Below are 23,455 nucleotides of genomic sequence, written 5' to 3'. Positions count from 1 at the left end.
TCTTATAAAATTATTGGGAACTCATAAGCAAACATATTTTGTAAAGCCTCATTTTCCAATGTATTAAACCCGCTTGCGGGTATTACTCGTTTTGTCTCATAAAAGCCTACTATATCAATATCCTTTATGATTTCATTTGGAATCGTAAGAACCTGTCCGGGGGTAAGAATTTCAGTAATACTGATATTGTTTTCTACGGCCATTGCCATAATACCGTCCAACGTTCCGCAATGATGCAAAGTGAAATCGATAAGGCTTTGATTATGTAGTACTGTTTTTTGCATTTTTGAGCTGTTTATTTTCTTGTTTTAATTCCGCAATTTCTCTCTCAAGAAGTTTTATTTTTCGGTCTCGCATTTTTATCTCCTCCTCTAAAATCTGTACCTTTCGGTGCATAATGTTTTCAAATTCTTGATATTTCTTTTCATAGCGTACCTCTAAATCGTCCAACATGTTTTTATATTGGTTAGAGCGTTTAATATCGTTATCAATAGATGTGCTTTCTGCATTCTCTTTGGCCTGTAATACATCTACTTTATATTTACTTCGAGTAAATAAAAATGTAAAAATTCCAGTACCGCCCATTGACGCTATAAGTGCCGTAATAAAAGTTAAACTCATTTTTAAGTAATTGTTATGCTATTTAGGTTCCCGGTAACCGCTCCGCCTCCTGGAGGCGCAACTAAACCAGTCGTATAATTTATTTTTGCCTGTTTAATTTCTTCTACAATCGCTTTAGCCAGTTTGTTTGCAAAATTTACTTTAGACTGGTTTGGGTCGGTCGTTTCTTGCTGACATTCGTCCATTACGGCGATTATCTTGTTTGCTAATCTTGTTTCGCTTAAAGCCATTTTAAACTCATTTTAAAAATTGATTAATTCTACTTTCTACGGCCGCAAATTGTGGGTCATTAACTAAAAGTATTGTTGAACCTGTATTCGTTGTAAACTTCATTGCTCTAATTTCCTTTACTAAATCGGCCATTATTTTTTTAAGAGTTTCATTTTCTTTTTTTAGAAGAAAACCCGCTTGGTCAATTTCAAACTCTACATTATCACGCTTAAACAAAAATTTGTCTTTGTCTATAAATAATTGTGATTTCTCAATATTGAAATCTAAACTTTCTACCTCTGAATAAGCCTCGACATATAGCTGCTTTAAATCCTCATTAATTGGAGAAACTAAAACGGAGCTGCCAACCTTTGGAAACAAGAAAAAAGCTTTGCCGTTTGGCTTAATAATTGACGATAATCTTACGTTTGTATATTCGATGTCGTCGTCCTTAACTTTACAAGTTCCCGCGGATTTGTCAACCGAAACAACTTCAACTGGGAATGTATCAACGTCCCTCTGTTTAAGTCTTCTAAATGCGTCTTGTAATTCTTTTTCCATTATAGTTTGTTACCTATTGTTACCTTTCGCCTAGCTCCGCTAGTTCCGAAAGTTGTAACCACTTTTTTAATAAAATAATTTCCCTCACGATTCGGGTGCTCACTGTCTAAAATTTTGGCTTTCATTCCCCTGGTGGCGAATGGAATTAAAAAACTAGTAATGTCCCCCTCGAAACCGTCATACTTTAGCTTCTCGATTTCGGCCTTTGCCATTTCCTCCAATTTTTTTGTGTCAGAAATAACCGAAGTATGGTAAGTTCTTTGTTCCCCATCTGGGTCACCAACTTCGATACTCTTGCGCTTATTTTCTTTGTCTATGTACGTATACTTAATCTTGATTTTTCTGTCCTCTTTAGTTTTAAACTCGAGGTTATTCTCAACTAAGTTGTAATTCAAATCATAAACAACCGTCTCGCCTACGTTTGTGAGTTGCTGTAACCCGCAATACAGTTTCCCGGAATCGTTTATAAAAACAGACATCAATAAGTCTTTTTTTAAGCTCTCGAGAACTTGCGCCCCGTTAGCGTTTTTGATAATCCACTTTTCGAGTTTCACGTCCGGAATATTGTCGGCCAATTTTACCGGAGTATCTTTTACAACCTCCTTTAAAATTTCTTTCATTGTTGTGCTTTCCCAACTCTTGGTAATGTTCTTACGTCTAAGTAACCAAAGGGAATCCTCGCAATGTATTTCGAGTGGTATTTTTGGACTTACCTTGGTTACATATCCGTTAAACTCAACCCCGGAATATTTATCCTCATAGCCTAAAGTGATTGAAACTTTATCGCCTACTTTAATGGCATTTTCAGTAAATTTTTGCTCTCCATTTTGTTTTACTTTGAATTTGGTTGGCAACTTGATAACGGCCGTGTCGCTCATATCCTCAACAGATTTGGTTATCTCTATTTCGTGTATGGAGTTAAATGTATAATCTCCAATTTCGACCTTACTTTCAAGTATAAACATTAGCCTAACAAATTATTTTTCTGTGTATCCTTTTCGTTTAAATCAGCATAAAAATCCTGATCATCTACCGCGGAAATTGTGTAACTCTGTAAACCGGATTCTCCGACCATTTCGTCAAACTTCATGTCCTCAATTACTAACTTTCTAACCCCGAATAATTCAAAAAAAGCATTAGATTCAACCTCGAGAGCGTCGTTTATATCAAATAGTTCTTTCAATAATGCCACTTGTTCAGCCGGATATAGTTCCGGCTCCTCAACATTCACGCAAACCCCTTTAATCGTAATTGTACTGTCTTCAGTACATATATATTCTTTTACCGAGCCTTTACGCTGTTTTCCAACTGTGGCCGTTTTTACAATTGTTTTGGCCAACCCGATGGAAATTAAAGGCTCGTTAGGTAACTCGAAAATTTGACCTTTATACGACAACTTTAATTGCATAAAGTATTTACCGCCTTTTACTTGCTCTGAGTTGATACCTCTTAAATCTGGTAGCTCAAAAAATTTCTTATTCTTTTTCCACCATTCCGGGAATGCAGGTCCGACATAGTCAAAAAGTATCTTAGCCGTTAATTGTCTTAAATCGATATCTGCCATTATCCTGTTTGCATTTGGTTTACGCTGTTAACAGCCCTTAGTAACATTTCTTGAACTTTCTCACCCAAATTATTTAACCCGCGCTCAGTGCTTTCTACATAAATCTTTGTATCGTCTTGGAGCTTCTCGATGTTAATTGTTATGTGGGTTATTTTAGAGCCACCGGAAACAATAGAATCTTTTTCCTTTTTATCTTTTCCGGCTCCGGCTTTATCTTTTCCGGCTCCTTTCTGCTTACTTAAATAGTCATCATAGGCGGCCGTGCTATTATCTTTTTGGCCAAGTCCGTTGAACTTGTTTTTTATACCGGCAAAGTCTTTTTTAATTCCTTCAGTATCGACTTTTATACCTACTTGGCTAAATTCATTTTTAGCATTTTTGGCCGAGTCAATCATTTTCTTGTAACCGTCAGATATTGACTTTTTACGAGCCTCTACATCGCCGTTGATTTGAGCAATCATCTTTTGATTTTCGGAGCTGTCACCCATACCAACCGCATCCTTAAACTTATACCAACCCAGTTTGATTTTGTCGATACCAATCATTAAAACATTTACAAGAGTGTTAAAGTTTGCTTTGACATAATCAGTATAAGCCTGCCACAAGAATTTAGCCCCGTTAACGGTATGCCTCCAACTTTCTCCCCAACCACTTGTGTATTTTACAATCATTCCAATGGCCATAATTATGGCCATAATTCCCATGACAATCCAACCTAAAGGAGATATCGCAAAAACTAAATTAAGAGCCGCCCAAGCAATTACACCGGCATATATGTAATCTGAAAATGGCATTAACCATCCGATAACTGTAACTAATCCTGTGGTTAACCAATCAAGCCCCACCAAAACCCATGTCATAATATCCCCAAAGGATTGCATTGCGTTACCGGCGTCCGTAAATCCGAAAACGGCTTTTACTAGTTCGCCCAGGGCGAGAACTACCGGTTCAATCATTGTCCAAAGAATATTAAACCATTCAGAGATATAAGGCAGGTATTCCGTCAGGAACCCGAGACCCGCACTCAGTATTGAAATGACCGCCGTGAATATTCCGCCAGACTCCCCGCCAACGGCAACTAAAAAGCTATTCCATTGATCACCCAAATTTGAAATTTTACCGCCCAAAGTTTGAGATATAGCTTCCATAGAGCCGGCAACTCCTGTCATTTGTCCGTATTGCATCAAGGCGTCTCGAATTGCCGACTCATTGTTTTTAACTTCTTTGGTTACTCCCTTAAACGAAAGGGTTACTTTGTCACCACTTTTTGAAGCTTTAATACCAAACTCTTTTAGCCTTTCAAACTCTCCAGTTTGTGCATCGAGCATAGCCTCTGTAAGTTGGTCGAAACTTTTACCTTGTGAGCTTGCTAAATCTCCAAGCTTTGTCATTTCGTTCATGGTAGGGTTAAACCCCCTATTTACCAACTTAACAAATGACCCGGTTAATTCGTTTAACTGAAATGGGGTATGCGCAGCGAAATCGGTTAACATATTGAGCGCTGCGGCTCCAACTTTATCCGATTGGAATGTATTGGTAAGCACAGCATTAAACTTTTCATATTCCGCCCTGGCGTCGACTACTTTATTTGTAAATGACCAAATGGCGGCAACTGCAAAAACCGCGGCGATTTGGCTTTTTAACTTACTCATTGTATTGCCTAAGCTGCTGGAAGTTTTCTCAACTTTTTTCATTGAGGTGTCCATACCATCAATCTTATTTTTTGTAACGCCAACTGACGCCGCCACCTTTTGAAGTGAGGAGCTCGCCATGTCTTTCATTTTTACAATAAATTCGTATGCGTTCATTTTTAAGTTTGTGGTTGAGAACTTTCTTTCTCGTTGGTTCTGATGTAATGTAAATTTTGAATTTCTTCCGCCCAGTCCTCGTCGCTTAATAAGTTCGGTTCTGGAATATGTAAATAGTACTTTAAGTAGGCGTCATATAGTCTAAAATTGACATGCTCGGCCAACTTGAAAGCCGAGGCGTCATCTTGGTCGATGACGGCCTCCTTTAAAGCTTTTTTATGGTTGCTACTTTTTTGTTTTGTAGCTTTTCAATTGCTTGATAAAGTGGAAAACGGATAGATGCATTTTCTTTATCGTTAAAGGCATCATCTTTCTCTAAACAAACACGCTCAAATAGTTTTTCTTGTGTAACGAAAGGTTTCCCCGATGGATTTTTCTTTTCGGCAATTTTAATGTCTTCGCGGCCAATAACTCTCACTTTACATTTTGCCTCTCCAATAACAATAACTGAAACATTACCCTCTTGAATTATTTCGGCATCGTCATAGATAAAGAATTCTTTTAGCTGTTTACGAGCCGGAAAGAAATAATCATCATCCGTTTTTATTTCCTCATCTCCGCCAATAAATAATGATGTTAACAACGCCTCTCCGAATCCGACTTCGCTTTCTTGTAATGCTGTAAATGCGCGTTTAAAATCTGTCATTTTTGGCTCTCTTAAGTAAGCCGTTTTATCTTCTACAGGAAGTTCATAAACTCCTCCGTATTTTTCTTTCCACTCGTTAATTTGTTTTTGATTAGCCATTTTGTTGTTATTTTAAAAAAACCGCCCGCTCTAGCTAAGGCGGTTTTTTAGGTTATGATCTGTTTAAAATTTTATTATTGTTGGTGCTTAACCGTAAGGGCTATGAAAGGAAGCTCGATAAGCATATTCTTATCACCTTGTTTTGCTCCTTTTTTATATTCGGTGATTTCACACGAAACAATTACATCAGTTACAGTTGGGTCTGAAGCTGAAGCGGCAAAAGTCCAAATCAAATCGAAATTCATTTTTAGAACATCGTTATCTGGAGCGTCTTTAACCATTGCCTCAAAATCACTTTGCCAAATTGTAAATTTTCCCTCTACCGATTCGTTTCCTCTTAAAATGCTATGCCCTTTTGAGCCTCTGCCTCTTAAGACTTCTTTTTCCTGCTTTCGGGTAACTTCAATTTCTGTAACTCCCTCATAAATTCTACCTCCGGCGGCTATTGACATGTCATTCCAACCGTATTGCTTACTACTTGTAGTTTCTGCCATCTTAATCTAATTTTGTTGTGAATCCGATTTTTATTGTGATAAAATCACTGTATCCAACTGGCAATAATTGTAAATCGATATCTAAGTTATCAGATGTCAAAACGTCTTGGTTTTGGTCAATGAAAGCCTTAACGGCAGATAGCTTACCTACTTGAACCATATTTCGATTAAGGTTCTTTTCGATTTTATTTTGCCAACCTTTAATAATTGCCGGGTGTACGGTTCCTAACTCAGTTACCGGAATTTCGTCCGATAACTCCTCAACCATTGTGTCGTAAGCGATAAGAACGGCCTCGTCCATTACTAGCCCACGAGATTGAATTCTAAAGTCATCCGTTGGAAGTGTCAAAGTTTGGTCTCCTGTAAACCAATAGCCCGAACGATTTGCAAAGCCTCTTAAAAAGATGTAGTTTTTATTTGCAATGGCGTCCCAAGCCGTGTCTAGTGATTCAACTGTGTCGCCGCTAGTAAAATAGGCGGCAAGTGGCTCAACAGCACCGTCTTTTACTCGAGATACTTTTCTCTGACTTGGAATAGTAGCCGTACGGCCTAAATACATCCCAATAGACGCCTCTTTTGAACCGTCATTATTAGCCAATAGAATTGACACTCGATTTAGCTCTGTAGTTGCATAATCTTTCAAATCGGCTACAACTCCCGAGAACTTATTCCCTGAGATAATTGTACGAACCGGGAAATATCTATCGGCAAAATCATTGGCCAACTCTTGAGCTTTAACAGCTGCCGTATGTACATCAGCATCTAAACCTTCAGTAATAGTTTCTCCAGAGCCTGATTTTTTAACAAAACCTAAAACTCTAATTTTACCTTTTGCGTCTGACAATAGCTTTTTAGCGTATGGGTTTGTCAAGTCGGCCATTTCTGTTAATGTAACAACTGCCGGAACCACCATAAACCAAAGCTCGGCACCTTTACCAGTCTTTTCGTAAAATGCCGCTAAATGCTTATGAGCAAAAGCGTTGGCTCCTGTGGCCTCAATTCCTAAATTTTCAGCCTCCTCAAGAGAGAAAATTTGATAAGCCACTCCGGTAGTAACTTTGTTAGCACCGGACACGGTTACACCAGTTAAAACTATTCCCGGAATCTTTTGGATTTCGGCAGTAGCTAACCCCAAACCATTCTTTGAGATGTTAAATCTTATATTTGGTAAATTCATAGTATTTTGAAAGTTTTAAGTAAATAACAAATCCCAAATCCGATGACAAAAGCCCAAATCAAATCAAAAAAGGAGTAGCCCGTTTTTGACTTTTCAGAGGCGGTGTCGCTTTTACTTTCTTTAAGCATTTCTTTGGTTAGCTCGCTTTTTATTTGAGCCCTAATAGCCAAACTGTCGCAGGTTGCCGTAGCGTAAATCGTGTCGTGCACAATCTTAATTTTTACTTTGGCCTGCCCGTTTTTCTGAGAGTAATTAATCGGCTTTGAAATGGTCTTTAAATCATTTTTAAAGCCCAATTCACTAAGCGGAATCTTTATACTCGTTTCAGCTTTTGGCGCAACCAATGTTGTGTCTTTATAGGTTATCGATTTCTCAGTCGTAACCTTTGTTTGGCTGTCCGTTTTTTGAATTTCCTGCCGTGTGGTTCGACAGGAAATCAACAAACAACTAAAACAAAACACTAATAACAAGAGCGTTTTCTTATACATCTTTATATTCGTTTTTAGCGTCAAAACTTGGACATGCTTTTTTTACATTTGGAAAATCACGATGTCCTTGAATTATCGCGGTTGGAAATTTCTTTTTTAAGTCCTTGAGTAGTTTTAATAAGCTCGCCTTTTGTGCCTCGGTTCTATTGTCTTTTGGCTTTCCTTTTGCGTCAACACCTCCTATATAAGAGATATTGATAGATACACTATTAAAGCCTTTCACGCCGTTGGAAACCTCCTCAATTGGCAATAATGGAACCACAGTCCCGTTTGGCATTATTATAAAATGATAGCCGGGCATTTGCCATCCAAGATGTTCACGCCAATAATTTTTAATGTTTTCAACGGTTGCACTCTGTGCCGTGGCGGTGCAATGCACGGCTAAATATTTTATAATTCTCATGCTTATTATTCCTCGGTTTGCGTTTCTAATTCTTCAGTCTCGACGTCAATGTCATTAGGGTTTTTGAAATTGATAACTTCCTGCCCCTCTAATGTAACCGCGTGATTTTCGGCAAACTTTTTATGTGTAAAAAGAAAACCGTCTATCGTTCCATAAACTGCGGGAGCTGTTGGGTTTTCTTTAAAAAAGTTTATCGCCTTTTCTCTTAAAGCCTCCTTTTTTTCGGAGGCTTTTTTGTTATCTTTATTACTCATCTTAAGAAATGATTGCGCCTAAATATTTAGGGGTAGTTGCACGGATATTTCCAACAAGAGCGCGTTGTGCAAAAGACATCTCGTCAGCTTGCGAAGCGGCAGTAGCTAATGTTTCATACATTTTAACGTCTCCAAAACAACGGAATGTTTCGTCAGTTGCCCAAGTAAATGAGGCCTGTAAATCTCCTGCCTCTTTAACTGAGCCAAAAGGTTTTTTAACACCCTCAGAAGTAAATAATGGGTTTTTAGTATATTGGAAAACTTTAAACCCGTAAATAGTCCCTTCGGCTAAAATCTCTTTATAAAGAACTTTATTTTCTTTTCTGATTTTAGCCATATCTTTTGGAGTTAAACAGATATTTAATCCTTCTGTTTTGTCCAATTCTGCATAAAATGCCTGCAAGTCAATGATTGCGTCAAGGATTGAACCGGCACCCAAAGTGATTACTTTATTATAAGCATTTGTTGCCGCTGGAGTCCAAGCGAATGCCGCTCTAACACCTAAATTTTTAGCCAACGCATTTTTATGTCTATTTAAAATTGACATACGTTTGTTGTACTGTAATTCGCACTCTTGTAAATCTCTGTGGCGAGTTCTGTCAGTTGAATAAGTATTCAACACAACCTCGTTAGGAATGTCAGTAATAGATGCTAACGGTAAATCCGTTTCGCTACCCGCAAAATAGTTTTCGTGCACGTCCGGCTCGATACCCGCTTCTGCAAGGTGAATTTTGTTGTTTTCTACAAACTCGGATTTATCCGTAGATGCAAAAACAAAGCTATTATTAGGGATAGGATTTTCCTTAATACCCGCTTCCCAAACTTCTTTTTGTAATGCCATTTTTATACTGTTTTTTTATGGTTTTTGATGATTATTTACTCTCTTGGTGTCTTACTCCGGCCGCATAATCTTTGGCTAACTGTGCATATTGTGCGGGGTTTTCACTTCGGATTTTTCCGAGTTTCACAGGATCGTGTTTTTGTAGGTAGTCGAAAGTTTCGACAGCGGGTGCTTGATTCCCTTTTTTACCGAGAACAACCTCTCTAACTGCTTGGTGGGTTTCCGATTGTGAACCGTCAGCCTCCTTTTCTTCAATTAATTTTGAAAGAATAGCTTTTTGCCCAGCGTGGTCAAATTCAAAAGATTTTAAAGAGCTATCTTTTAAAGCCTCAGGAATTAATCCTAAAGTCACGGCTTTATCTACTAAAGCTGTGGCCTCTGCTGTTTGAATCCCTTTTAATTGTACTTCTAATCCGGCCGCTTTTTGTTCTGCCGTTTCTTTTGCCAGTCTAAGGGATTGAACTTCCTTTAAAACTGTCTCCTCCGGTGTTTCTGCCGAAAGGCCTAATGCTAATGCAATGGTTTTTAAATGTGACATATCTGAATTGTTTTCTGAATTAATTTTTTTAAGTTTTACTTGCTCCATGTGCTTTTTAGAAAGTTTTAGGGCGTCGTCGTTACCGCCGATTTCTACAACTGAAATCTCAACCAACTTACAGGTCGTTACAGTTTCAAAAATTTGTCCGGGGAGGATAAGCTCCGGCTCTGAAGAGGTAGATTTTACATCGGCGAACATTGAGGCCATTCGGATAAAACCGCGCTCAACTTTACCCGCAATTTTTGCCGCGAATTCGTCGGCCATATCAAACTCAATGGTGGCGATTAATTCGGTGCCTCGTGTCCAAAGTTTAACACAACGGCCTATTACGGCGCTTCCTTTATTATCGTCGTCTTTGTCGTATTCACGCTCGTGCATAAACAATACAACTGGGTTGCGCATATATTGCTCGAAATCGATTCCCGCCGTTAAAACACGGTAGTAGTATTCGTTTACATTTTCGGTGTTAATAATAAAATCGTAAGTCATTTTTTAAGTAGTGGTTTTCTATCATTCTGATTGAATGTCGAGGCAAAATTGTGTCGATTTGAGAGTAAAAAAAAATCGAGTTCCAAGCCTTGTACCCTTTAAATACAAGGCTTGTTTGTTTTTTGCACAACCGTTGGAATTGAAATTTTATAGCAGCTATTGAAAGTCGAATTTTGCTCTATGAGAGACATACTTTTAGACACTAACGGCGATTTGAGTTTCAAGAATGGAGACGTAGAAATCGGGTATTCTGACAATCAGCATCAGGAGCAAATATTACTTGCCAACAAAGGGGAGTTTAGGGAATTCCCAGAGCTTGGTGTCGGCATTATTCAAATGCTTGACGACGACGATTATATGAGTGTTTTAATTGAGGCCAAAAAGAACCTCGAATACGACGGTATGAAAATCAACAATATCAAATTTGAAGAAAACGGAATTTTAAACATCGATGGAAACTACAAGTAAAAAATCAAAGCCGATTGTTGAGGAAACTCACGAAAACAACATCAGTACAGGGAGGCTAAAAAACTCGGAGCGTGATAAGAAAATGCAGGATGCTTTAGGCCTTTATATTCGTGGATACTCTTTGCAATCTATCTCCGAAATGGAAACAATTCGAGTTGGTGTAAAAACATTAACAGCTTGGAAAAAATCTCAAAATTGGGACGAGGAAAAAAGCCTGCAAAATATCTCCCCGAATGAAATTAAAAAGATGATTCGCTCGAATATTGCCGCCATTAAAATAGGTAAACAAATGCCCTACAAACCTGATGACATTTCAAAGTTGGCAGCGGCTTGGGAAAAAATGGACGACAATAAGAAAAAAGCAGTTTACTCAATGGAGGCTTTCGACAGTTTTGTTGATTGGTTTACTGACATAGTAGCCAAATCTAAAGGCGCAAAAAGAGATAAAAACCTTGAGATTTTAAAAACTGTTAGAACATTACAGGATAGTTACATCGAAACATTAATATAATGACCGCAACCGAATTTAAAACGGCTTTAGAAAACTTCAAAATGAAGTCAAAGCAAATACAGGAACTTACTTACAACTCAATAGTCAAAGAGACTACAGAGGAGCAAGAGGAGAGAATTGCTTATTTACTTAAGCCCGAAAATTATACTAAATTCTTTGATTATTATTTTGGCGTTGGTGTGGCGTTTTCTTTGGCCGATGCTCCTTGTGCCGATTTCCACCAATACACTTACGAGAAAGTATTCCAAGACCCTTTTATAGTACAATTAAGAAAGTGGTATCGAGGTAGCGCAAAATCAATTCATACTAATGTTGGAAATATGTGTCATCTTAAGCAAAATGATGAGCTTTTTTTCGGGGTACTAATTGGTAAAAATGAAAACTTAGCAAAAATACTCCTATCAGATTTACAGCAACATTTACAATTTAATGAGAGATATATCAAAGATTTTGGTGTGCAAATGAGTTACGGGAGTTGGGCAGATGGCGAGTTTGATACGACCGATAATAAGAAGTTTAAAGCGCTTGGGCTAAATCAACCTTTCAGGGGTTTAAGGTCGGGGGCTAATCGTATCGATTTTGCGTCAGTCGACGACTGTGAGGACAGAAAACAAGCCAAGAACCTAGAATTAACTCGCGAGAATGTCGAAAAAATTACCGGAGATTTAGGGAAAGCTTTTCATTTAAGACGCGGTCGTTTAATTGTTCCAAATAACTACATAGTTAAAAACGGAATACTCGACGGAATTAAAGAGGCCTTTAAAAAATCAATTCATTTTGATGAGTCTATCATCAACTTATCTGATGAGAATGGTAATCCAACATGGAAAGAAAGGCTTAGCAAAAAAGATGTAATTCAGATCAACAAAAAAACAGACTACTATACATCACAAAGGGAGGATTATAACAACCCTATCGAAAAAGGTAAATTATTTAAAGCCGAGTGGCTTAAATACGCCGATATCCCTAATGATATTATTTGGGACGGGCTTATAGCTCATTGGGATTTATCTTATACAAGAAATGGAGATTTCAAGGCCTGTGCTATTGTTGGTTTCAAAAGTGGAAAAGCCTATTTATTAGATGTTTTTTGTCGTCAATGTGATTTGCCGGAGGCCATGGAATGGCATTTTGCTAAAATGCGAGAATATACCTCAAGGGGGGTTTCGGTTTTGTCATTTTATGACGCCACAGTTTCACAGGCGGCAGTATTTTCAACGGCATGGCTATCGACAGCAGAGCGTGAAAAATATGCGTCAGTCCCTTTGCCTAATCACACAAATTCAGATAAGCACATTAGAATCGAGGCAACGCTTACCGATGTCTTTTTTAATAAACTTCTAACCATAAATAAAAATCTAAAAGACACATCCGACTGGCAAAGTGCCGAGGAGCAAATATTGTCTTTTGAGAAAGGAACGAAAGCACACGATGACTTTCCTGACACATTAGAAAATGCAGTTCGTTTGGGTAGAAATTATTTTGGCTATTCACAAGACAGCGGAAACAATGCAAGGCCTGTTATAGGAGCGAGAAAAACAAAACGTAGAGTATGACACCAAGAAAAGAACTTTTTATAAAGGTTAAACAGGCTTTAACCGATAACGTTCCAGAGCTCGAGCTTGTAGATTTGCAACGCAAACAATTTTCTAACCCGGAAATGAGCTACGGTACCCTTTGGACGGCCGCCTTAATTAATATCGCATCAATACGTTGGGAAAGTATGGTCGAAAACAAACAAGAGGGTTATTGCAATGTAGAAGTTACTCTTTATTGTAAAGATGGGTGGCAAGACCAACACGCCGGAACCGCAGACGACGAACACGGCTTAACTGAGGTTGATTTAATCGATAAAATTGTCGAGAGCTTACAATTTTTAGAGGGCGATTATTTCAATGTATTAGAGCTAAGTGAGGAAAGCTCCGGAGACGAAAGCGGAGTTATGACCTATACGCTGTCATTTACAACTAATATTTACAGACGCGTAAACCCAAAATACAGTTCAAAAAAAATAAGTATAAACCCGACAAATCCTTAGAATTATGTTTTTAGCAAAAGAGGAATTAAAAACCGTTGCAACGGAGGAAATCATTAACAAAATAATCAATAACGACGGCACTATCGTAACCAATATAATCGACGAAAGTATCGATTTAATGTCGGGCTATTTGTACCAATATTATAATACTGAAGCAATATTTTCGGCGGTTGATGAGGCACGTAATTTAACAGTTTTAAAGCACCTAAAAGGAATTGTTATTCACGAGATTTATACCCGCCGAACAAAGATATTTAACGAGGTTGCGAAAACTCGATACGACGAGGCCATGCTATGGCTTGAAAAAGTTTCGGAGGGAAAAATCAAACCGCCTTTACCAATTAGAATAAATGACACCGACGGGGATGGAACTCCCGACACCCCGGCAACGTTTATGAAATTAGGCGGTCGAAAAAATTACACAAATCACTTTTAATGGCCGATTTATCTGAATTGCAAAACCTGTTAAATCAGGCGGCAAAAGAGATACCCGATAAAGCGTTGCGAATAATTGGGGTTGAAGGTTTAAACTTCATTCAAAAGAATTTTAGGGATGAGGGGTTTACCGACGTAGGAACCGATAAATGGGAGGAACGAAAAACCGAAGACCGCTACGGCCGAGATATTACTCGGTATAGAAGTAATCGGAGAGGAAAAGCCGGAAGTCTTAACCGATACGGGAGCAAAAACAAAGACCGCGCAATATTAGTCGGTCATGCAACTGGAGGTGACAAGCTAAAAAGCTCATTCCGGTACCGTGTTAGCTTAGGGAGCAAAACCGTAAACTTTTACACTTACAAAGGATATGCCCAACGCCATAATGAGGGATTAGACGGAATGCCTAAACGTCAATTTATGGGAAAATCAGAATATCTAAACAAGCAAATTGCTAAAAAGATTCAAAAGGAATTAGATAAAATATTACGATAATATGTCACATAAAAGATTTAAAAACACAGCACAGAAATCGGTTGTAAAAGCTTCAAAAAACACCGTCAATTTATCTGGTAACGCAATAGGTAAAAAAGTAAGCCTTTCGGGTGGTGATGCCCATAATATTGAAAAGGTCACCAGTTTAATGGTCGATGTTATTCGTCGTCAAAGAAGACTTTGGCGTAAAGAGATTAATGACTGGCAGTCCGGTAGATATGCCTATTACAATTCAGAAATACCAAGAAACTGGCCAATGCAGGAAGTTTACGACGACGTAGAGCTTGACGGGCATTTAACGGGTATTAGTGAGGATAGAACTTTAAGTACTACCAACGAGACATATATTTTCGCAATTGATAAAATCAAAGACGATAAATTAACCTCATATATTGAAGACCAGGAGTGGTTTGATAATGTGCTCGAGGAGGCTCACAAATCTATCTATCGAGGAGAGACCGTTATTTGGATTAAGGATTTTGAGAAAGGAAATATTAAAGAAGTTGAGCTAATTGACAGAAGCCTTTTAGTACCGGGACAAAAGATATTGTTATACGATATAAATAGCTTTAAAGGGCTTGATATTTCGGAAATTGACGACGTTCTGTTATACGCTAAATTTTACAACAAAATTGGTCTATTTGAGAAAGCTGCAGTTTATACAATTTTAAAACGCCACTCATGGGGAAGTTGGGACGAGTTTGAGGAACTTTTCGGAATACCGATCAGAATTGCAAAAATAGCCTCTCAATCGGAAACTGTAAAAAATGAGGTGGCCGGTTGGCTCGAAGAAATGGGCTCGGCTCCTTATGCCGTTTTTCCTATGGGTACTGAGGTCGACATCAAAGAAAACAGTAAAACCGATTCGTTTAACGTATTCTTTCAAAAGATTAAGGCCTTAGACGCAGAGCTTTCAAAATTGATATTGCACCAAACTATGACAACCGAAAATGGGGCAAGTAAAGCACAGGGAACCGTACACGAAAACACATTAAAAAGGCTTATTAAATCCGACCAAAAGAAAATGTTATCTTTTCTTAATAAACGTTTGGTTCCGGCAATGCGCAAGCTTGGTTATGCAATACCGGATAACGCTAAAATTATGATTGAGAAAGTCAAAGACGCTAAAGAACAAATTGCAATTGACAGCCAATTATTGTCAAATGGGTATGTCTTAAAACAGGATTATATCGAGGGGACTTATGGTGTAGAAGTTGAATCCATGCCGACACCAGGAGACGGAAACAACAAAAAGCCGGATAACTCAAAAAAGGCCTAAGCCTGCTTAAACTTTTTTATCGTACTCATTGCTGCGGAGAGCATGAGCCAATACGACTAAACAAAGAGGACAATATCGGTTTAAGTGGGCTTTTTGAGGACTACATAAGGGAAATGTTCGACGAGCGGGGAATAAGCCCGGAAAACCAACAAAAAGCGATACAGCATTACTATGATACGCTTGCAAAAGGTGTAGATATTGGTTATAGTCCAAAACCGGAAATGTACGACCCGGCTTTAGCTCACTCGCTAAAATACAATATCGCCCAGTTTTCGGCTTTCAAAGAAACGAGCTTCAGAAAACAGTTAGAGGCTTTACTTGTAAAAGACGGAAATATTGTGCCTTGGTCAGAATTTAAAAAGGCGGCCGATGCACTTAATATTGATTATAATCGTAGGTGGTTAGAAACCGAATACCATCACACGGTAGCAGTTGCTAATATGGCCGAAAAATGGCAAGATTTTGAGGCGGACGCAGACCTTTATCCAAACCTTAAAATAGTAACCGCAGGAGACGCAAGAGTAAGAGATTCGCATAAGGTTTTAGACGGTATTATATTGCCGATAAATCATCCGTTTTGGAAAACGCACACGGTTCCATTCGATTGGGGTTGCCGTTGTGGAATTGTTCAAAGCGATGAGGAACCTAGCGAGAAAGTACCGGACTTTAAATTTAAAAAGGAGTTTCAGAATAACCCTTACTACAGCGGTAAGATATTCAAAGAAAACCCGTATTTGGGAGGTTTAGAAAAAACAGAAATTAAAGAAGCAAAGCAAAACGTTTCTCAATTTTTAGAGTCAGAAACAAACCTCATAAATACTAAAAATTCAAAGGTTAAAATTAGTTTGGGAGCCGACTATCAAGATTTAAAAAGAAACTACCAAGTAGCCGATATTTGCTCTAAAAAGTTAAACATCGATTTCTTGATCAGAACGCATGTCGATTTACAGGATGTAACAAACCCGGAATACTTAATTTTTAACAAGTACCTGGGCGACCGTAAATCTATTGATGGATTGAATAATATGAGGGGCGTAATTGATAGTTCGAAAAAACAAATGCTAAATAAGGCCGTTAACCCGGAGCAAATACCTTATTATATTGTTTGGGATTTAGACAAAGTAAAAGGCTTCGATATTGACGAAATTAAAAGAAATTTACAGCGTAAAATTACAAGTGAGAGAGGTCGCTCAATAAAAGGAATGATTTTTCAGTATAAAGGCAAAGCGGCGCATTTAACCCGTGAACAAATTGTAAAAAGAGACTTTAAAAATCTTGACCTATTAAAATGACAAAAGCCCCATAAAGGGGCTTTTGTCGTTCGGGCTGTCTCAGCTTTCACCTCGACTGCATTTTTATACTGAGTTGTAGTAGACTTATTTATACAGCAAATATAATACTTTTTTTAAATGCTTTTTAAAAATGATTTAAAAAAGTGCTGTTTGGTTACTTTTAGGCGCAATCTTATTATCGTTATAAATGCCCTCATAATTAATAATTGCGTCGACCGTTCTATTAGATAAAAACACTTTTTTTGCTACCTCCTCAATCACCGCGTCAACCCTCCACTTAGGGTTTTTAGCAAGTATATCGTAAAATAGTTTACGTACTTGCGAGTTTCTTTCGGTAAGTCTTTGTTTTCTAGCGGTCATACCGCAAATATAAAGAGTTGTTATAAATCTTACAAATCGAATTTTTTAGCATAAAAAAAGCCCACCAAAATGGCAGGCCTAAAGTTAACTTTTTAAAGTACTAAAAAACTGTTTGAATTCGTCAATGCTTTTGTATGTAGAATTTGAAATCGTTATATAAGGTTTTCCTTTATTAAAATAATACTTTACTACATCTTGGCCAGTTAATAACGAAACGTTTGAATTTCCGGCCGGCGCATTGAAATTTTTTGATGTTTGCCAAAAATTAACAAAGAAAGAAATTAACCTTTCTTTAGAGCCAGTAATTTTTACTGAAGTAATCGTATAAACATCATTAACCAACCCCGAGGTATAGCTAATTATTAGCCTCTGATTTCCTGACATCGATATTCTGTCAGTATAAGTTAAAGTATAAGTACCGCCGTCTTTTGATAGTTTTGTGTCATCGTCTTTCTCTACAACCATATTCATCCTGTAAGTAAGAAATTCGCTTACGTTATTTGATATATAGTTCATATCAAAATAGGTCATCTGGCTTGTAAAATTATACGGGTCATTGACGATATTTTTAGCCGGATAATATGGAGATACTTCTTGAGCGTTTAAACAAATACAAAAGATTAGTGTAAGAAATAATGCCGTTTTTTTCATTTTTACAATATTATAATATAGTGAGTGCTTTCATGTTTTGGATTAAAGTATTTATTATAAATTACAATTTCATTCTGATAATTTGGTAATACTTCACATCCGTAAATCTCATTAGATTTATGTTGTAGGTTTATAGATACGTTAGCCCTGTTATAGTTAATGATTAACTCTTTTAGCCATTCCGGCATTAAAATTTTTATGTTTTCCCGACGACCATCTGTATTTTCTAAAACGTCGTACGTTTTTCGACCAATTTCAGAAATTAAATTGTGTAATTTATCCTCCGTTGTTTCGTATGTAATATATTTTTTATAAATGTCTCCCATGGTTCAAATATAGTTAAAAATAAAAAAAGGCGAACGGTGTACAAAGTCGTTCGCCTTTTCGTGTCTAATTTAAAAAATGAAAAAGTGTATAATTGTCATAATTAAAAATGAAAGAAAAATACCAAAAATTGTCCCAAGACAAAAAATCATTCTTTTCTCGATTGTTTTTAAATCGCTGTGGTTTTCAAATAGTCTCATTTGTAAAAGTATAAAGTTTGTAAATTATTATTTTACGGATTCCCGTAATTGTTTTTGTATTTCTCGTTTTCTAGTGACCAGTTTCTCATCATTTGAGCCACAGGCCAAAAGCTCATCTAGTTGCTCCTCAATAATTTTAAGTTCCTCTTCTAGTTCCATTACTTTAGTATTTTAAATCAGTCCAATGGATTATTTTTCCTTTAAATTCAGTATTGAAGTACGTAAAAAAATCATCTACACTATTGAACCCATCATTTTGTGCCAAAGTCTTTATTTCATCATTATTTAACCGCTTTTTACCAATAATTATCGCCCTGTTTTGTGGCAAGTCATTAACTAGTGATTCCCTATTGTGATAATACACTATTTCAATGTCCTGTATGCTAACCACCGGCAGAACTGGAGCGAAGCGAAACATATTCTTTTTACGAGCATTTATAAAGAAATCGATGTTAACACCCGGTTGCCAACGGTTTTTTTTATCCTCTCGAATTGTATGAAGTTTTTCATTGTGAATAATTGTAAAATCAAAAATGTATTTAGTTAAAAGCTGCACATTAACTATATTATTTCCGGCATTAATTGTGACCGTTTTAACTAATCCGTCTTTTTTAACAAACGTCCCCAAAACATCGCTCTGAGTAGCTAATTTTTTATTTATTAGCCCGGTTAGTATTTTCTCAGGGAAATATGTCTTATTCCCGTTTAATTGTTCGCTAAATGGTAGTATCATAATTTAAACTTTGTTATTGCTTTAGAATACCTAAAATCATTTGGTTTATCAGCTTCAAATCCTCTATAAATTTGACCATCATTAAATTTTAATATTTCGCCACCGGTAAGACATTCGTCAACCAAAAGCCAGCTCCCACCGTATTGTTTATTTAAGGACTCAATAATTATCCTTACTTGGTCACGACTACAAAAAATTGCCGCTTTTTCATCTGTTTGATGCTTTGCAAATATTTTTAGCATAATGTTAATGTGTAAAATCAATTGATACTTTATAAACTTGTATAATGATAACATCCTCAACTATAAAAGTGGTTGTATTGTTATCCGGTTGGTACTCCCTTAATTCCGGGAGCTTTGCCCTGCCATTGTATGAGTTAATGCCCGAGTTAAAGTTCTTTTTAATCAATTTCTTTGCCGCTCCAATGTCAGAGGAAAGAGTATGATCTAAAATTGTAAGGCTGTTTAAAACCAATTCCTGTACTCTGTTTTTGGTAGAGTAACTTTGTGTTACTTTAATGAAGTGTTTTGACATAATTATTTATTTAAAATTACAGACACATTTATCTCCTATATTATCAAGCAAAGAAAGTTGTGTCCCGCTTTCTGCTAATCTGACTAAATCATCAATTGACATATTTTCTCTAAAAAAGTAATTACCATATTTCGCCTCCTCGTCTCGGTGCCAATCAATAAACCTTGTGCCATACTGAATGGCCTCTATCAAATTTTTAATTGATTTTTTCCAACACAATTCACAATTACTAAACTTTGAGTGAAGCATTAATTTAAAAGGTTGAAATTCAAAAAACACGTTTAAATCAAGCTGACCAATAGGAACCTCAAAATCTGTTAAATTTGGAGCTATTATTGAGCTATCCTCATTAAGCTCTGCGAGAGTAATTCTTTTTGGCATATCCTCTTTTCGATAACCTAAAGCCTTAATGTATTTTGTTGTTCCAAAAATCTCTTTAGCAAAATGGTGTGAGGGGCGAGTTTTTAAATACTCTGAGCAATAAGGAATAGCTGAATTTGGTACACCAGTCCACTTATTTTTATTTAAGTGCTCTATCATCTCACTAAAAACTCTACCCCGCATATCCATAGTGTCAAAATCAACCAGCTTACTTTTAACACCAATTCCCGGCTCTAATGAATATACGCCCTCAATTATATTTAATGGAATGCCCCAATATTTCACTATGTCTTTTAAAAAATCTATTGTCTCCTGTCGTTCTTGGCCTGTATTGCAGAAAACATAAAGCTTTTCGTAATCACTATATTTTAGGTCTGTATGGATATGTAATGCCATTCTTGCTGAGGCTCTTCCGCCTGATACTAATATCATCAGTTTTTTAATCATCCCACCAACCACCTTTAATGAATACCTCCGCATAAGGAAACGATGTGCCCTCTTTGGTTTTTAATTTTTTATATTCTGGAAGCTTCATAAGGATTTTTATTTTTTGAGCGTCCTTGAGTTTTTCCCACCGCTCTTTTGCGGTTTTCTTTTTACTCAATGGGTTATATGGGTACAGTTTCCAAAATACCTCGAAGTCAAGAACTGGCTCCGCTTTTATGATTTCAAAGTTTCCCTTTAGTTTTTCTCTCCAGGAATCAATCATACTTTGAACCCCCGGAAACTGACCGGAGTTAAAAAGCCAATTATATTGCTTTTGGGATAGTTCGCCATCAAGTACTTCAAAGCTTCTAAAAACGCCGTTTAAATTGTATTTAAAGAGCCATATAAAACCATCCGTCTTACTTTTTACTGTGTAGGTTGTTAGTTGTTCCATTATGCCAATTTTTGATTTATTTGATTAATAACTCCTTGGAGTTTCGTTTTAATAAATTCGTCATTAACGGTTTTTATTTGGTCAATGAGTAAAAGCTCAAGCATATCGGCCTCGTGGTGCTTTAGTGGTACCGTTACTTTCTTTTTCGAGTTGAAAATTGTTTGCTGTCCTTTCAAATTACAGGCCTTACTTTCCAATTTCTTAGAAACATCAAATGCAATTGATAACGTTGACTTTTCTCTACGCGTATGAGCTCTTGTATTATATACGGGCTGTAAAGTTGCCGAAACAATCAATAAGGTTTCCGGCGTGAATATTATTGCTATTTTCATCTGCAATCGGTTTTAGGTTCTGTAACTTCCTTGCCGCATAATTCACATACTTCTACGGTTGTTTCGCAGGTTGTGGTAGATTGTACCACTTTTACGTGAACGATGTCGTGCTGGCATTCCTCAGTTATTTTATAGCTCATTTGCTATGGTGTTTTGTGTTCATACTTTCAAGAGCCGATATAATTTTACTCGTTTCTATCGGAGTCATTTTTGTAAGTGCTTTTCTGACTGGTGACTTTTCACTTTTTAACCAGTCAGATAAACGGTACATGTCGGCAACCTCTCCGTATCGTTCATTCTCAACACTCCAACCCATTTGAATAAGCAACGAAAGAATGTATTTGTGTTGCTCATTATGTTTGTCAAACAAAGCCCAATTATCATTTATGGACTTTTTGGCAGGTTTTTCAACCTCTTGGCCTGTGAGCGCTTTAATGATTAAAACGGCTTGGCTTTGTGTAAGTGCTTTTAAAGAGCTTGAAGCTCCGTTCGTGACCCAAAGCACCCAATGTGCTTTTATCTTTTCATCAAAGGCGCACAACTGGCGTATACGCTTTATTTGAAATGAGGTTATTTCTCCGTTTGGGTCATACGTTGGTATTGGTTTAGTTGCTGTCATTATTCATCGTCTAAAAAAATTCCAAATCCTCCCATAGTTGCATCGAAAAATTTCTCCTCCTCGATGCAGTCAACGCATCGGCCATCGTCAATTACAATTGAGTCGTTTACTTCTCCACAACAAGAGCATTTACCCCTGTCTAATTCGCTTTCGTGATAAGTGGTTTGTGTTTTCATATTTCATCGATTTTTTTAGTTGCATCACATCCATGTTCAAAGCCTTGCTCAAAAGCAGAATCATGAATTTTTTGAATATAATCTTGACCATTTTGTAATGCCCTTATACCTTCCGATATTGTAGCATTTTGTGGCACTTGTACTATTTTCATCAATTCGTCAAATGCCAACACTTTATTAAATTCGGTTTGCTTAGCCATATTTGGTTAAATTAAAATTGGAATGTTACTACTTGAAATAATCTTTTTAATGTCTTCAAACATTAAATCCGATGTTATTTCCATAAAGGTTAAATCCCTATCCTCCTCATTATTAAACTCAATTTCGTAGCTAAATTCAATGTGGTCTCTAAGACGTGTATAACCATACACGGTAACTACAATAGCGTCTTTCTCTTTTTCACTAATTTTCTTTAAAATTGTACATTGTAATAGCTCTGTAAATTCAAATAATCTTACTCTTTTATTCATTTTATTGTTTTTTTTAGTTAGCTCCCGGAGCGGACTCGAACCGCTCCGTATGCCTTGCGGGATTATACTGTAAATCTGAATTCAATCTTTTTAGATGGTACATCGCCAATTTGAACAAACTTGTAACCGCTTACGTAGCTGCTCCCTTTTTGTCGAATTTGAGCGTTTACGATAATATCCATTCCCTCGTCAAATTCGGGTGAGTTGTAGGTGTTTCGCATCGCATTTAATTGAATAATTTTAGCGGGGTTAAGCATTTTAGTTTTCAAACTTGGCTTAAGCAGTAGCTTTACGGTTTCACTCATTTTTTTCATGTCCTCATTATCTTCATTACCGGAAATAGCGGTTAGATAATCCATTATTTTTTGAACTCCCGCACTTTCAGAGCCATCAAATGTTATATTTACATTTTGTCCAATTGTTATACTTGCGGTTCCGTCGGCATTGGTAACAGTATGGCTGTCTTGCTCTAATCTTTCAGTTCCGTACACCTCGGCTTTTAGTGAAATAATATGACCAAAATTTGCAAACAAAGTATTTACAAGGTCTTCCATTTCTCCTTGACGGTTAACCAACAAATCAATATTTTCTTCTAGAAAATTGTTCTGCAATTCTTTTAGTGTAGCTAAATCTGCCTGTTTTTTTTCCTTTTCTTGTTTAGCCTCTTGCGCCAGTTGTTTTTTTAATGCCGCTTTTTCCTCCGGCGTCAAGTCTGATAAATTAATTTTACTCATAGTTCTTAAATATTAGATTTCTGGGCATTGGTACCCAATGTGTTAAATGAATTATTTTTAAAATGGTTTGTATTTTGATTTCTATTTCGTCCGGTACTTGATATTTTCGTGTTTGACTTGATTCTAAAAAACCGGAGTTAAAATTTTGATTATCAAACAAAGAGGCTCTCTCTTGATTGATAAGCATTCGCTCCCATACCGATAACTCACTTTGTTCTGTATCGTACATTAAAACCGAAAAGAGGTTGTCAAGACGGCTTTCTATGTTTTCCGGTGTGTATTCAAATTCCGTCATTTTCTAATTGTGTTAATTCCTCTCTTAGCCTTCTTAAATCGCTTTCGATTGTGGT

37 protein-coding genes are annotated in these 23,455 nt (G+C 36.9%); 8 read left to right on the top strand and 29 right to left on the bottom strand.

The annotated features are described in order from the left end of the window. Positions 1 to 2 precede the first annotated feature (2 nt). The 15 genes from AWN65_RS05720 to AWN65_RS05650 all read right to left on the bottom strand — a co-directional run bounded on the left by AWN65_RS05720 (position 3) and on the right by AWN65_RS05650 (position 10,193). Entirely contained in the window at positions 3 to 284 is a 282-nt protein-coding gene (locus AWN65_RS05720; protein ID WP_060382293.1) for a hypothetical protein, read from the bottom strand. Then, a complete protein-coding gene (locus AWN65_RS05715; RefSeq protein WP_145902544.1) occupies positions 262 to 621 on the bottom strand; it encodes a hypothetical protein in 360 nt (119 codons plus the stop codon). The genes AWN65_RS05720 and AWN65_RS05715 overlap by 23 nt, the downstream gene beginning before the upstream one ends. Positions 622 to 623: 2 nt before the next feature. Next, positions 624 to 851 carry a hypothetical protein gene (locus AWN65_RS05710; RefSeq protein WP_060382291.1) on the bottom strand — a complete coding sequence of 76 codons (228 nt, stop codon included), beginning with the start codon at positions 849 to 851 and terminating at the stop codon, positions 624 to 626. A 7-nt stretch (positions 852 to 858) separates the two neighbouring features. Continuing rightward, positions 859 to 1,392, bottom strand: coding sequence for a hypothetical protein (locus AWN65_RS05705; protein ID WP_060382290.1), 534 nt, complete (start codon positions 1,390 to 1,392; stop codon positions 859 to 861). Further along, positions 1,392 to 2,357: a hypothetical protein gene (locus AWN65_RS05700; protein WP_060382289.1), complete on the bottom strand. Its 966-nt coding sequence runs from the start codon at positions 2,355 to 2,357 to the stop codon at positions 1,392 to 1,394. Before AWN65_RS05700 ends, AWN65_RS05705 begins: the two co-directional genes overlap by 1 nt. After that, positions 2,357 to 2,956, bottom strand: a complete 600-nt coding sequence (locus tag AWN65_RS05695; RefSeq protein WP_060382288.1) for a DUF6046 domain-containing protein — start codon at positions 2,954 to 2,956, stop codon at positions 2,357 to 2,359. The genes AWN65_RS05700 and AWN65_RS05695 overlap by 1 nt, the downstream gene beginning before the upstream one ends. After that, entirely contained in the window at positions 2,956 to 4,764 is a 1,809-nt protein-coding gene (locus AWN65_RS05690) for a hypothetical protein (protein WP_145902542.1), read from the bottom strand. Before AWN65_RS05690 ends, AWN65_RS05695 begins: the two co-directional genes overlap by 1 nt. Positions 4,765 to 4,969: 205 nt before the next feature. Continuing rightward, positions 4,970 to 5,509, bottom strand: a complete 540-nt coding sequence (locus AWN65_RS05685) for a hypothetical protein (protein WP_060382286.1) — start codon at positions 5,507 to 5,509, stop codon at positions 4,970 to 4,972. Positions 5,510 to 5,583: 74 nt separating this feature from the next. Further along, positions 5,584 to 6,003 carry a hypothetical protein gene (locus AWN65_RS05680; protein ID WP_060382285.1) on the bottom strand — a complete coding sequence of 140 codons (420 nt, stop codon included), beginning with the start codon at positions 6,001 to 6,003 and terminating at the stop codon, positions 5,584 to 5,586. Between the two features lies 1 nt (position 6,004). Further along, positions 6,005 to 7,180: a DUF2586 family protein gene (locus tag AWN65_RS05675; RefSeq protein WP_060382284.1), complete on the bottom strand. Its 1,176-nt coding sequence runs from the start codon at positions 7,178 to 7,180 to the stop codon at positions 6,005 to 6,007. Then, on the bottom strand, positions 7,177 to 7,668 hold the full coding sequence (locus AWN65_RS05670; protein ID WP_060382283.1) for a hypothetical protein: 492 nt from the start codon (positions 7,666 to 7,668) through the stop codon (positions 7,177 to 7,179). The genes AWN65_RS05675 and AWN65_RS05670 overlap by 4 nt, the downstream gene beginning before the upstream one ends. Then, complete coding sequence (locus AWN65_RS05665; RefSeq protein WP_060382282.1) at positions 7,661 to 8,071, bottom strand: N-acetylmuramoyl-L-alanine amidase; 411 nt, start codon at positions 8,069 to 8,071, stop codon at positions 7,661 to 7,663. Before AWN65_RS05665 ends, AWN65_RS05670 begins: the two co-directional genes overlap by 8 nt. Before the next feature lie 5 nt (positions 8,072 to 8,076). Next, the gene (locus AWN65_RS05660) at positions 8,077 to 8,325 is read right to left on the bottom strand and encodes a hypothetical protein (protein WP_060382281.1); all 249 of its coding nucleotides are present in this window, start codon (positions 8,323 to 8,325) and stop codon (positions 8,077 to 8,079) included. Position 8,326: 1 nt separating this feature from the next. After that, positions 8,327 to 9,166: a hypothetical protein gene (locus AWN65_RS05655; protein WP_060382280.1), complete on the bottom strand. Its 840-nt coding sequence runs from the start codon at positions 9,164 to 9,166 to the stop codon at positions 8,327 to 8,329. A gap of 31 nt (positions 9,167 to 9,197) precedes the next feature. Further along, the gene (locus tag AWN65_RS05650) at positions 9,198 to 10,193 is read right to left on the bottom strand and encodes a hypothetical protein (protein ID WP_060382279.1); all 996 of its coding nucleotides are present in this window, start codon (positions 10,191 to 10,193) and stop codon (positions 9,198 to 9,200) included. A 180-nt stretch (positions 10,194 to 10,373) separates the two neighbouring features. Here AWN65_RS05650 and AWN65_RS05645 point away from each other — a divergent pair, with 180 nt between their 5' ends. The 8 genes from AWN65_RS05645 (at position 10,374) to AWN65_RS05610 (ending at position 16,711) form a co-directional block, all read left to right on the top strand. Next, positions 10,374 to 10,661, top strand: coding sequence for a hypothetical protein (locus AWN65_RS05645; protein ID WP_060382278.1), 288 nt, complete (start codon positions 10,374 to 10,376; stop codon positions 10,659 to 10,661). Further along, positions 10,645 to 11,172, top strand: coding sequence for a terminase gpP N-terminus-related DNA-binding protein (locus tag AWN65_RS05640; protein WP_060382277.1), 528 nt, complete (start codon positions 10,645 to 10,647; stop codon positions 11,170 to 11,172). Before AWN65_RS05645 ends, AWN65_RS05640 begins: the two co-directional genes overlap by 17 nt. Continuing rightward, a complete protein-coding gene (locus AWN65_RS05635) occupies positions 11,172 to 12,728 on the top strand; it encodes a hypothetical protein (RefSeq protein ID WP_060382276.1) in 1,557 nt (518 codons plus the stop codon). Before AWN65_RS05640 ends, AWN65_RS05635 begins: the two co-directional genes overlap by 1 nt. Positions 12,729 to 12,832: 104 nt before the next feature. Then, a complete protein-coding gene (locus AWN65_RS05630; RefSeq protein ID WP_235588351.1) occupies positions 12,833 to 13,210 on the top strand; it encodes a hypothetical protein in 378 nt (125 codons plus the stop codon). Between the two features lie 4 nt (positions 13,211 to 13,214). Beyond that, positions 13,215 to 13,646: a phage protein Gp36 family protein gene (locus AWN65_RS05625; RefSeq protein WP_060382274.1), complete on the top strand. Its 432-nt coding sequence runs from the start codon at positions 13,215 to 13,217 to the stop codon at positions 13,644 to 13,646. A 17-nt stretch (positions 13,647 to 13,663) separates the two neighbouring features. Then, complete coding sequence (locus AWN65_RS05620) at positions 13,664 to 14,140, top strand: phage morphogenesis protein (RefSeq protein WP_145902541.1); 477 nt, start codon at positions 13,664 to 13,666, stop codon at positions 14,138 to 14,140. 1 nt (position 14,141) lies between these two features. After that, positions 14,142 to 15,419, top strand: a complete 1,278-nt coding sequence (locus tag AWN65_RS05615) for a phage portal protein family protein (RefSeq protein ID WP_060382272.1) — start codon at positions 14,142 to 14,144, stop codon at positions 15,417 to 15,419. A gap of 113 nt (positions 15,420 to 15,532) precedes the next feature. Continuing rightward, a complete protein-coding gene (locus AWN65_RS05610) occupies positions 15,533 to 16,711 on the top strand; it encodes a phage head morphogenesis protein (protein ID WP_060382271.1) in 1,179 nt (392 codons plus the stop codon). Positions 16,712 to 17,155: 444 nt separating this feature from the next. On the opposite strand, the gene AWN65_RS05600 is transcribed toward AWN65_RS05610, so the two are convergent. The 14 genes from AWN65_RS05600 to AWN65_RS05540 form a co-directional block, all read right to left on the bottom strand. Next, positions 17,156 to 17,722, bottom strand: a complete 567-nt coding sequence (locus AWN65_RS05600) for a hypothetical protein (RefSeq protein ID WP_060382269.1) — start codon at positions 17,720 to 17,722, stop codon at positions 17,156 to 17,158. Between the two features lie 2 nt (positions 17,723 to 17,724). Beyond that, complete coding sequence (locus AWN65_RS05595; protein ID WP_060382268.1) at positions 17,725 to 18,048, bottom strand: hypothetical protein; 324 nt, start codon at positions 18,046 to 18,048, stop codon at positions 17,725 to 17,727. Between the two features lie 225 nt (positions 18,049 to 18,273). After that, positions 18,274 to 18,405, bottom strand: coding sequence for a hypothetical protein (locus tag AWN65_RS15355; protein WP_256380906.1), 132 nt, complete (start codon positions 18,403 to 18,405; stop codon positions 18,274 to 18,276). Between the two features lie 4 nt (positions 18,406 to 18,409). Further along, positions 18,410 to 18,979 carry a hypothetical protein gene (locus tag AWN65_RS05590; protein ID WP_060382267.1) on the bottom strand — a complete coding sequence of 190 codons (570 nt, stop codon included), beginning with the start codon at positions 18,977 to 18,979 and terminating at the stop codon, positions 18,410 to 18,412. After that, positions 18,976 to 19,221, bottom strand: a complete 246-nt coding sequence (locus tag AWN65_RS05585; RefSeq protein WP_060382266.1) for a hypothetical protein — start codon at positions 19,219 to 19,221, stop codon at positions 18,976 to 18,978. The genes AWN65_RS05590 and AWN65_RS05585 overlap by 4 nt, the downstream gene beginning before the upstream one ends. Positions 19,222 to 19,225: 4 nt before the next feature. Next, positions 19,226 to 19,513 carry a hypothetical protein gene (locus AWN65_RS05580; RefSeq protein ID WP_060382265.1) on the bottom strand — a complete coding sequence of 96 codons (288 nt, stop codon included), beginning with the start codon at positions 19,511 to 19,513 and terminating at the stop codon, positions 19,226 to 19,228. Between the two features lie 6 nt (positions 19,514 to 19,519). Then, positions 19,520 to 20,326 carry a phosphoadenosine phosphosulfate reductase gene (locus AWN65_RS05575; RefSeq protein WP_235588350.1) on the bottom strand — a complete coding sequence of 269 codons (807 nt, stop codon included), beginning with the start codon at positions 20,324 to 20,326 and terminating at the stop codon, positions 19,520 to 19,522. A gap of 7 nt (positions 20,327 to 20,333) precedes the next feature. Further along, positions 20,334 to 20,774: a hypothetical protein gene (locus AWN65_RS05570; RefSeq protein ID WP_060382264.1), complete on the bottom strand. Its 441-nt coding sequence runs from the start codon at positions 20,772 to 20,774 to the stop codon at positions 20,334 to 20,336. Then, positions 20,774 to 21,106, bottom strand: coding sequence for a hypothetical protein (locus AWN65_RS05565; protein WP_060382263.1), 333 nt, complete (start codon positions 21,104 to 21,106; stop codon positions 20,774 to 20,776). The genes AWN65_RS05570 and AWN65_RS05565 overlap by 1 nt, the downstream gene beginning before the upstream one ends. Before the next feature lie 136 nt (positions 21,107 to 21,242). Then, positions 21,243 to 21,725: a hypothetical protein gene (locus tag AWN65_RS05560; RefSeq protein ID WP_060382262.1), complete on the bottom strand. Its 483-nt coding sequence runs from the start codon at positions 21,723 to 21,725 to the stop codon at positions 21,243 to 21,245. A 172-nt stretch (positions 21,726 to 21,897) separates the two neighbouring features. Further along, a complete protein-coding gene (locus tag AWN65_RS05555) occupies positions 21,898 to 22,101 on the bottom strand; it encodes a hypothetical protein (RefSeq protein ID WP_060382261.1) in 204 nt (67 codons plus the stop codon). Between the two features lie 6 nt (positions 22,102 to 22,107). Then, entirely contained in the window at positions 22,108 to 22,371 is a 264-nt protein-coding gene (locus AWN65_RS05550) for a hypothetical protein (RefSeq protein ID WP_060382260.1), read from the bottom strand. 62 nt (positions 22,372 to 22,433) lie between these two features. Then, the gene (locus tag AWN65_RS05545; RefSeq protein WP_060382259.1) at positions 22,434 to 23,105 is read right to left on the bottom strand and encodes a DUF3164 family protein; all 672 of its coding nucleotides are present in this window, start codon (positions 23,103 to 23,105) and stop codon (positions 22,434 to 22,436) included. Then, positions 23,098 to 23,400, bottom strand: a complete 303-nt coding sequence (locus tag AWN65_RS05540) for a hypothetical protein (protein WP_060382258.1) — start codon at positions 23,398 to 23,400, stop codon at positions 23,098 to 23,100. Before AWN65_RS05540 ends, AWN65_RS05545 begins: the two co-directional genes overlap by 8 nt. Between the last annotated feature and the right edge of the window lie 55 nt (positions 23,401 to 23,455).

It is taken from the genome of Flavobacterium covae (genome assembly GCF_001534645.1).
In the GTDB taxonomy this organism is placed as follows: domain Bacteria; phylum Bacteroidota; class Bacteroidia; order Flavobacteriales; family Flavobacteriaceae; genus Flavobacterium; species Flavobacterium covae.
This window is presented reverse-complemented; position numbering and strand designations above follow the sequence as displayed.

Excerpts from the sequence above, each read along its gene's own strand:
- AWN65_RS05600 (WP_060382269.1), bottom strand. The coding sequence starts at position 17,722 with ATGAAAAAAACGGCATTATTTCTTACACTAATCTTTTGTATTTGTTTA.
- AWN65_RS05565 (WP_060382263.1), bottom strand. The coding sequence starts at position 21,106 with ATGAAAATAGCAATAATATTCACGCCGGAAACCTTATTGATTGTTTCG.
- AWN65_RS05595 (WP_060382268.1), bottom strand. The coding sequence starts at position 18,048 with ATGGGAGACATTTATAAAAAATATATTACATACGAAACAACGGAGGAT.
- AWN65_RS05645 (WP_060382278.1), top strand. The coding sequence starts at position 10,374 with ATGAGAGACATACTTTTAGACACTAACGGCGATTTGAGTTTCAAGAAT.
- AWN65_RS05720 (WP_060382293.1), bottom strand. The coding sequence starts at position 284 with ATGCAAAAAACAGTACTACATAATCAAAGCCTTATCGATTTCACTTTG.
- AWN65_RS05635 (WP_060382276.1), top strand. The coding sequence starts at position 11,172 with ATGACCGCAACCGAATTTAAAACGGCTTTAGAAAACTTCAAAATGAAG.
- AWN65_RS05545 (WP_060382259.1), bottom strand. The coding sequence starts at position 23,105 with ATGAGTAAAATTAATTTATCAGACTTGACGCCGGAGGAAAAAGCGGCA.
- AWN65_RS05560 (WP_060382262.1), bottom strand. The coding sequence starts at position 21,725 with ATGACAGCAACTAAACCAATACCAACGTATGACCCAAACGGAGAAATA.
- AWN65_RS15355 (WP_256380906.1), bottom strand. The coding sequence starts at position 18,405 with ATGGAACTAGAAGAGGAACTTAAAATTATTGAGGAGCAACTAGATGAG.
- AWN65_RS05710 (WP_060382291.1), bottom strand. The coding sequence starts at position 851 with ATGGCTTTAAGCGAAACAAGATTAGCAAACAAGATAATCGCCGTAATG.
- AWN65_RS05670 (WP_060382283.1), bottom strand. The coding sequence starts at position 7,668 with ATGTATAAGAAAACGCTCTTGTTATTAGTGTTTTGTTTTAGTTGTTTG.
- AWN65_RS05665 (WP_060382282.1), bottom strand. The coding sequence starts at position 8,071 with ATGAGAATTATAAAATATTTAGCCGTGCATTGCACCGCCACGGCACAG.
- AWN65_RS05575 (WP_235588350.1), bottom strand. The coding sequence starts at position 20,326 with ATGATATTAGTATCAGGCGGAAGAGCCTCAGCAAGAATGGCATTACAT.
- AWN65_RS05675 (WP_060382284.1), bottom strand. The coding sequence starts at position 7,180 with ATGAATTTACCAAATATAAGATTTAACATCTCAAAGAATGGTTTGGGG.
- AWN65_RS05570 (WP_060382264.1), bottom strand. The coding sequence starts at position 20,774 with ATGGAACAACTAACAACCTACACAGTAAAAAGTAAGACGGATGGTTTT.
- AWN65_RS05715 (WP_145902544.1), bottom strand. The coding sequence starts at position 621 with ATGAGTTTAACTTTTATTACGGCACTTATAGCGTCAATGGGCGGTACT.
- AWN65_RS05680 (WP_060382285.1), bottom strand. The coding sequence starts at position 6,003 with ATGGCAGAAACTACAAGTAGTAAGCAATACGGTTGGAATGACATGTCA.
- AWN65_RS05540 (WP_060382258.1), bottom strand. The coding sequence starts at position 23,400 with ATGACGGAATTTGAATACACACCGGAAAACATAGAAAGCCGTCTTGAC.
- AWN65_RS05610 (WP_060382271.1), top strand. The coding sequence starts at position 15,533 with ATGTTCGACGAGCGGGGAATAAGCCCGGAAAACCAACAAAAAGCGATA.
- AWN65_RS05630 (WP_235588351.1), top strand. The coding sequence starts at position 12,833 with ATGAGCTACGGTACCCTTTGGACGGCCGCCTTAATTAATATCGCATCA.
- AWN65_RS05700 (WP_060382289.1), bottom strand. The coding sequence starts at position 2,357 with ATGTTTATACTTGAAAGTAAGGTCGAAATTGGAGATTATACATTTAAC.
- AWN65_RS05625 (WP_060382274.1), top strand. The coding sequence starts at position 13,215 with ATGTTTTTAGCAAAAGAGGAATTAAAAACCGTTGCAACGGAGGAAATC.
- AWN65_RS05685 (WP_060382286.1), bottom strand. The coding sequence starts at position 5,509 with ATGGCTAATCAAAAACAAATTAACGAGTGGAAAGAAAAATACGGAGGA.
- AWN65_RS05695 (WP_060382288.1), bottom strand. The coding sequence starts at position 2,956 with ATGGCAGATATCGATTTAAGACAATTAACGGCTAAGATACTTTTTGAC.
- AWN65_RS05705 (WP_060382290.1), bottom strand. The coding sequence starts at position 1,392 with ATGGAAAAAGAATTACAAGACGCATTTAGAAGACTTAAACAGAGGGAC.
- AWN65_RS05550 (WP_060382260.1), bottom strand. The coding sequence starts at position 22,371 with ATGAATAAAAGAGTAAGATTATTTGAATTTACAGAGCTATTACAATGT.
- AWN65_RS05655 (WP_060382280.1), bottom strand. The coding sequence starts at position 9,166 with ATGGCATTACAAAAAGAAGTTTGGGAAGCGGGTATTAAGGAAAATCCT.
- AWN65_RS05580 (WP_060382265.1), bottom strand. The coding sequence starts at position 19,513 with ATGTCAAAACACTTCATTAAAGTAACACAAAGTTACTCTACCAAAAAC.
- AWN65_RS05555 (WP_060382261.1), bottom strand. The coding sequence starts at position 22,101 with ATGGCTAAGCAAACCGAATTTAATAAAGTGTTGGCATTTGACGAATTG.
- AWN65_RS05650 (WP_060382279.1), bottom strand. The coding sequence starts at position 10,193 with ATGACTTACGATTTTATTATTAACACCGAAAATGTAAACGAATACTAC.
- AWN65_RS05690 (WP_145902542.1), bottom strand. The coding sequence starts at position 4,764 with ATGAACGCATACGAATTTATTGTAAAAATGAAAGACATGGCGAGCTCC.
- AWN65_RS05615 (WP_060382272.1), top strand. The coding sequence starts at position 14,142 with ATGTCACATAAAAGATTTAAAAACACAGCACAGAAATCGGTTGTAAAA.
- AWN65_RS05660 (WP_060382281.1), bottom strand. The coding sequence starts at position 8,325 with ATGAGTAATAAAGATAACAAAAAAGCCTCCGAAAAAAAGGAGGCTTTA.
- AWN65_RS05640 (WP_060382277.1), top strand. The coding sequence starts at position 10,645 with ATGGAAACTACAAGTAAAAAATCAAAGCCGATTGTTGAGGAAACTCAC.
- AWN65_RS05585 (WP_060382266.1), bottom strand. The coding sequence starts at position 19,221 with ATGCTAAAAATATTTGCAAAGCATCAAACAGATGAAAAAGCGGCAATT.
- AWN65_RS05590 (WP_060382267.1), bottom strand. The coding sequence starts at position 18,979 with ATGATACTACCATTTAGCGAACAATTAAACGGGAATAAGACATATTTC.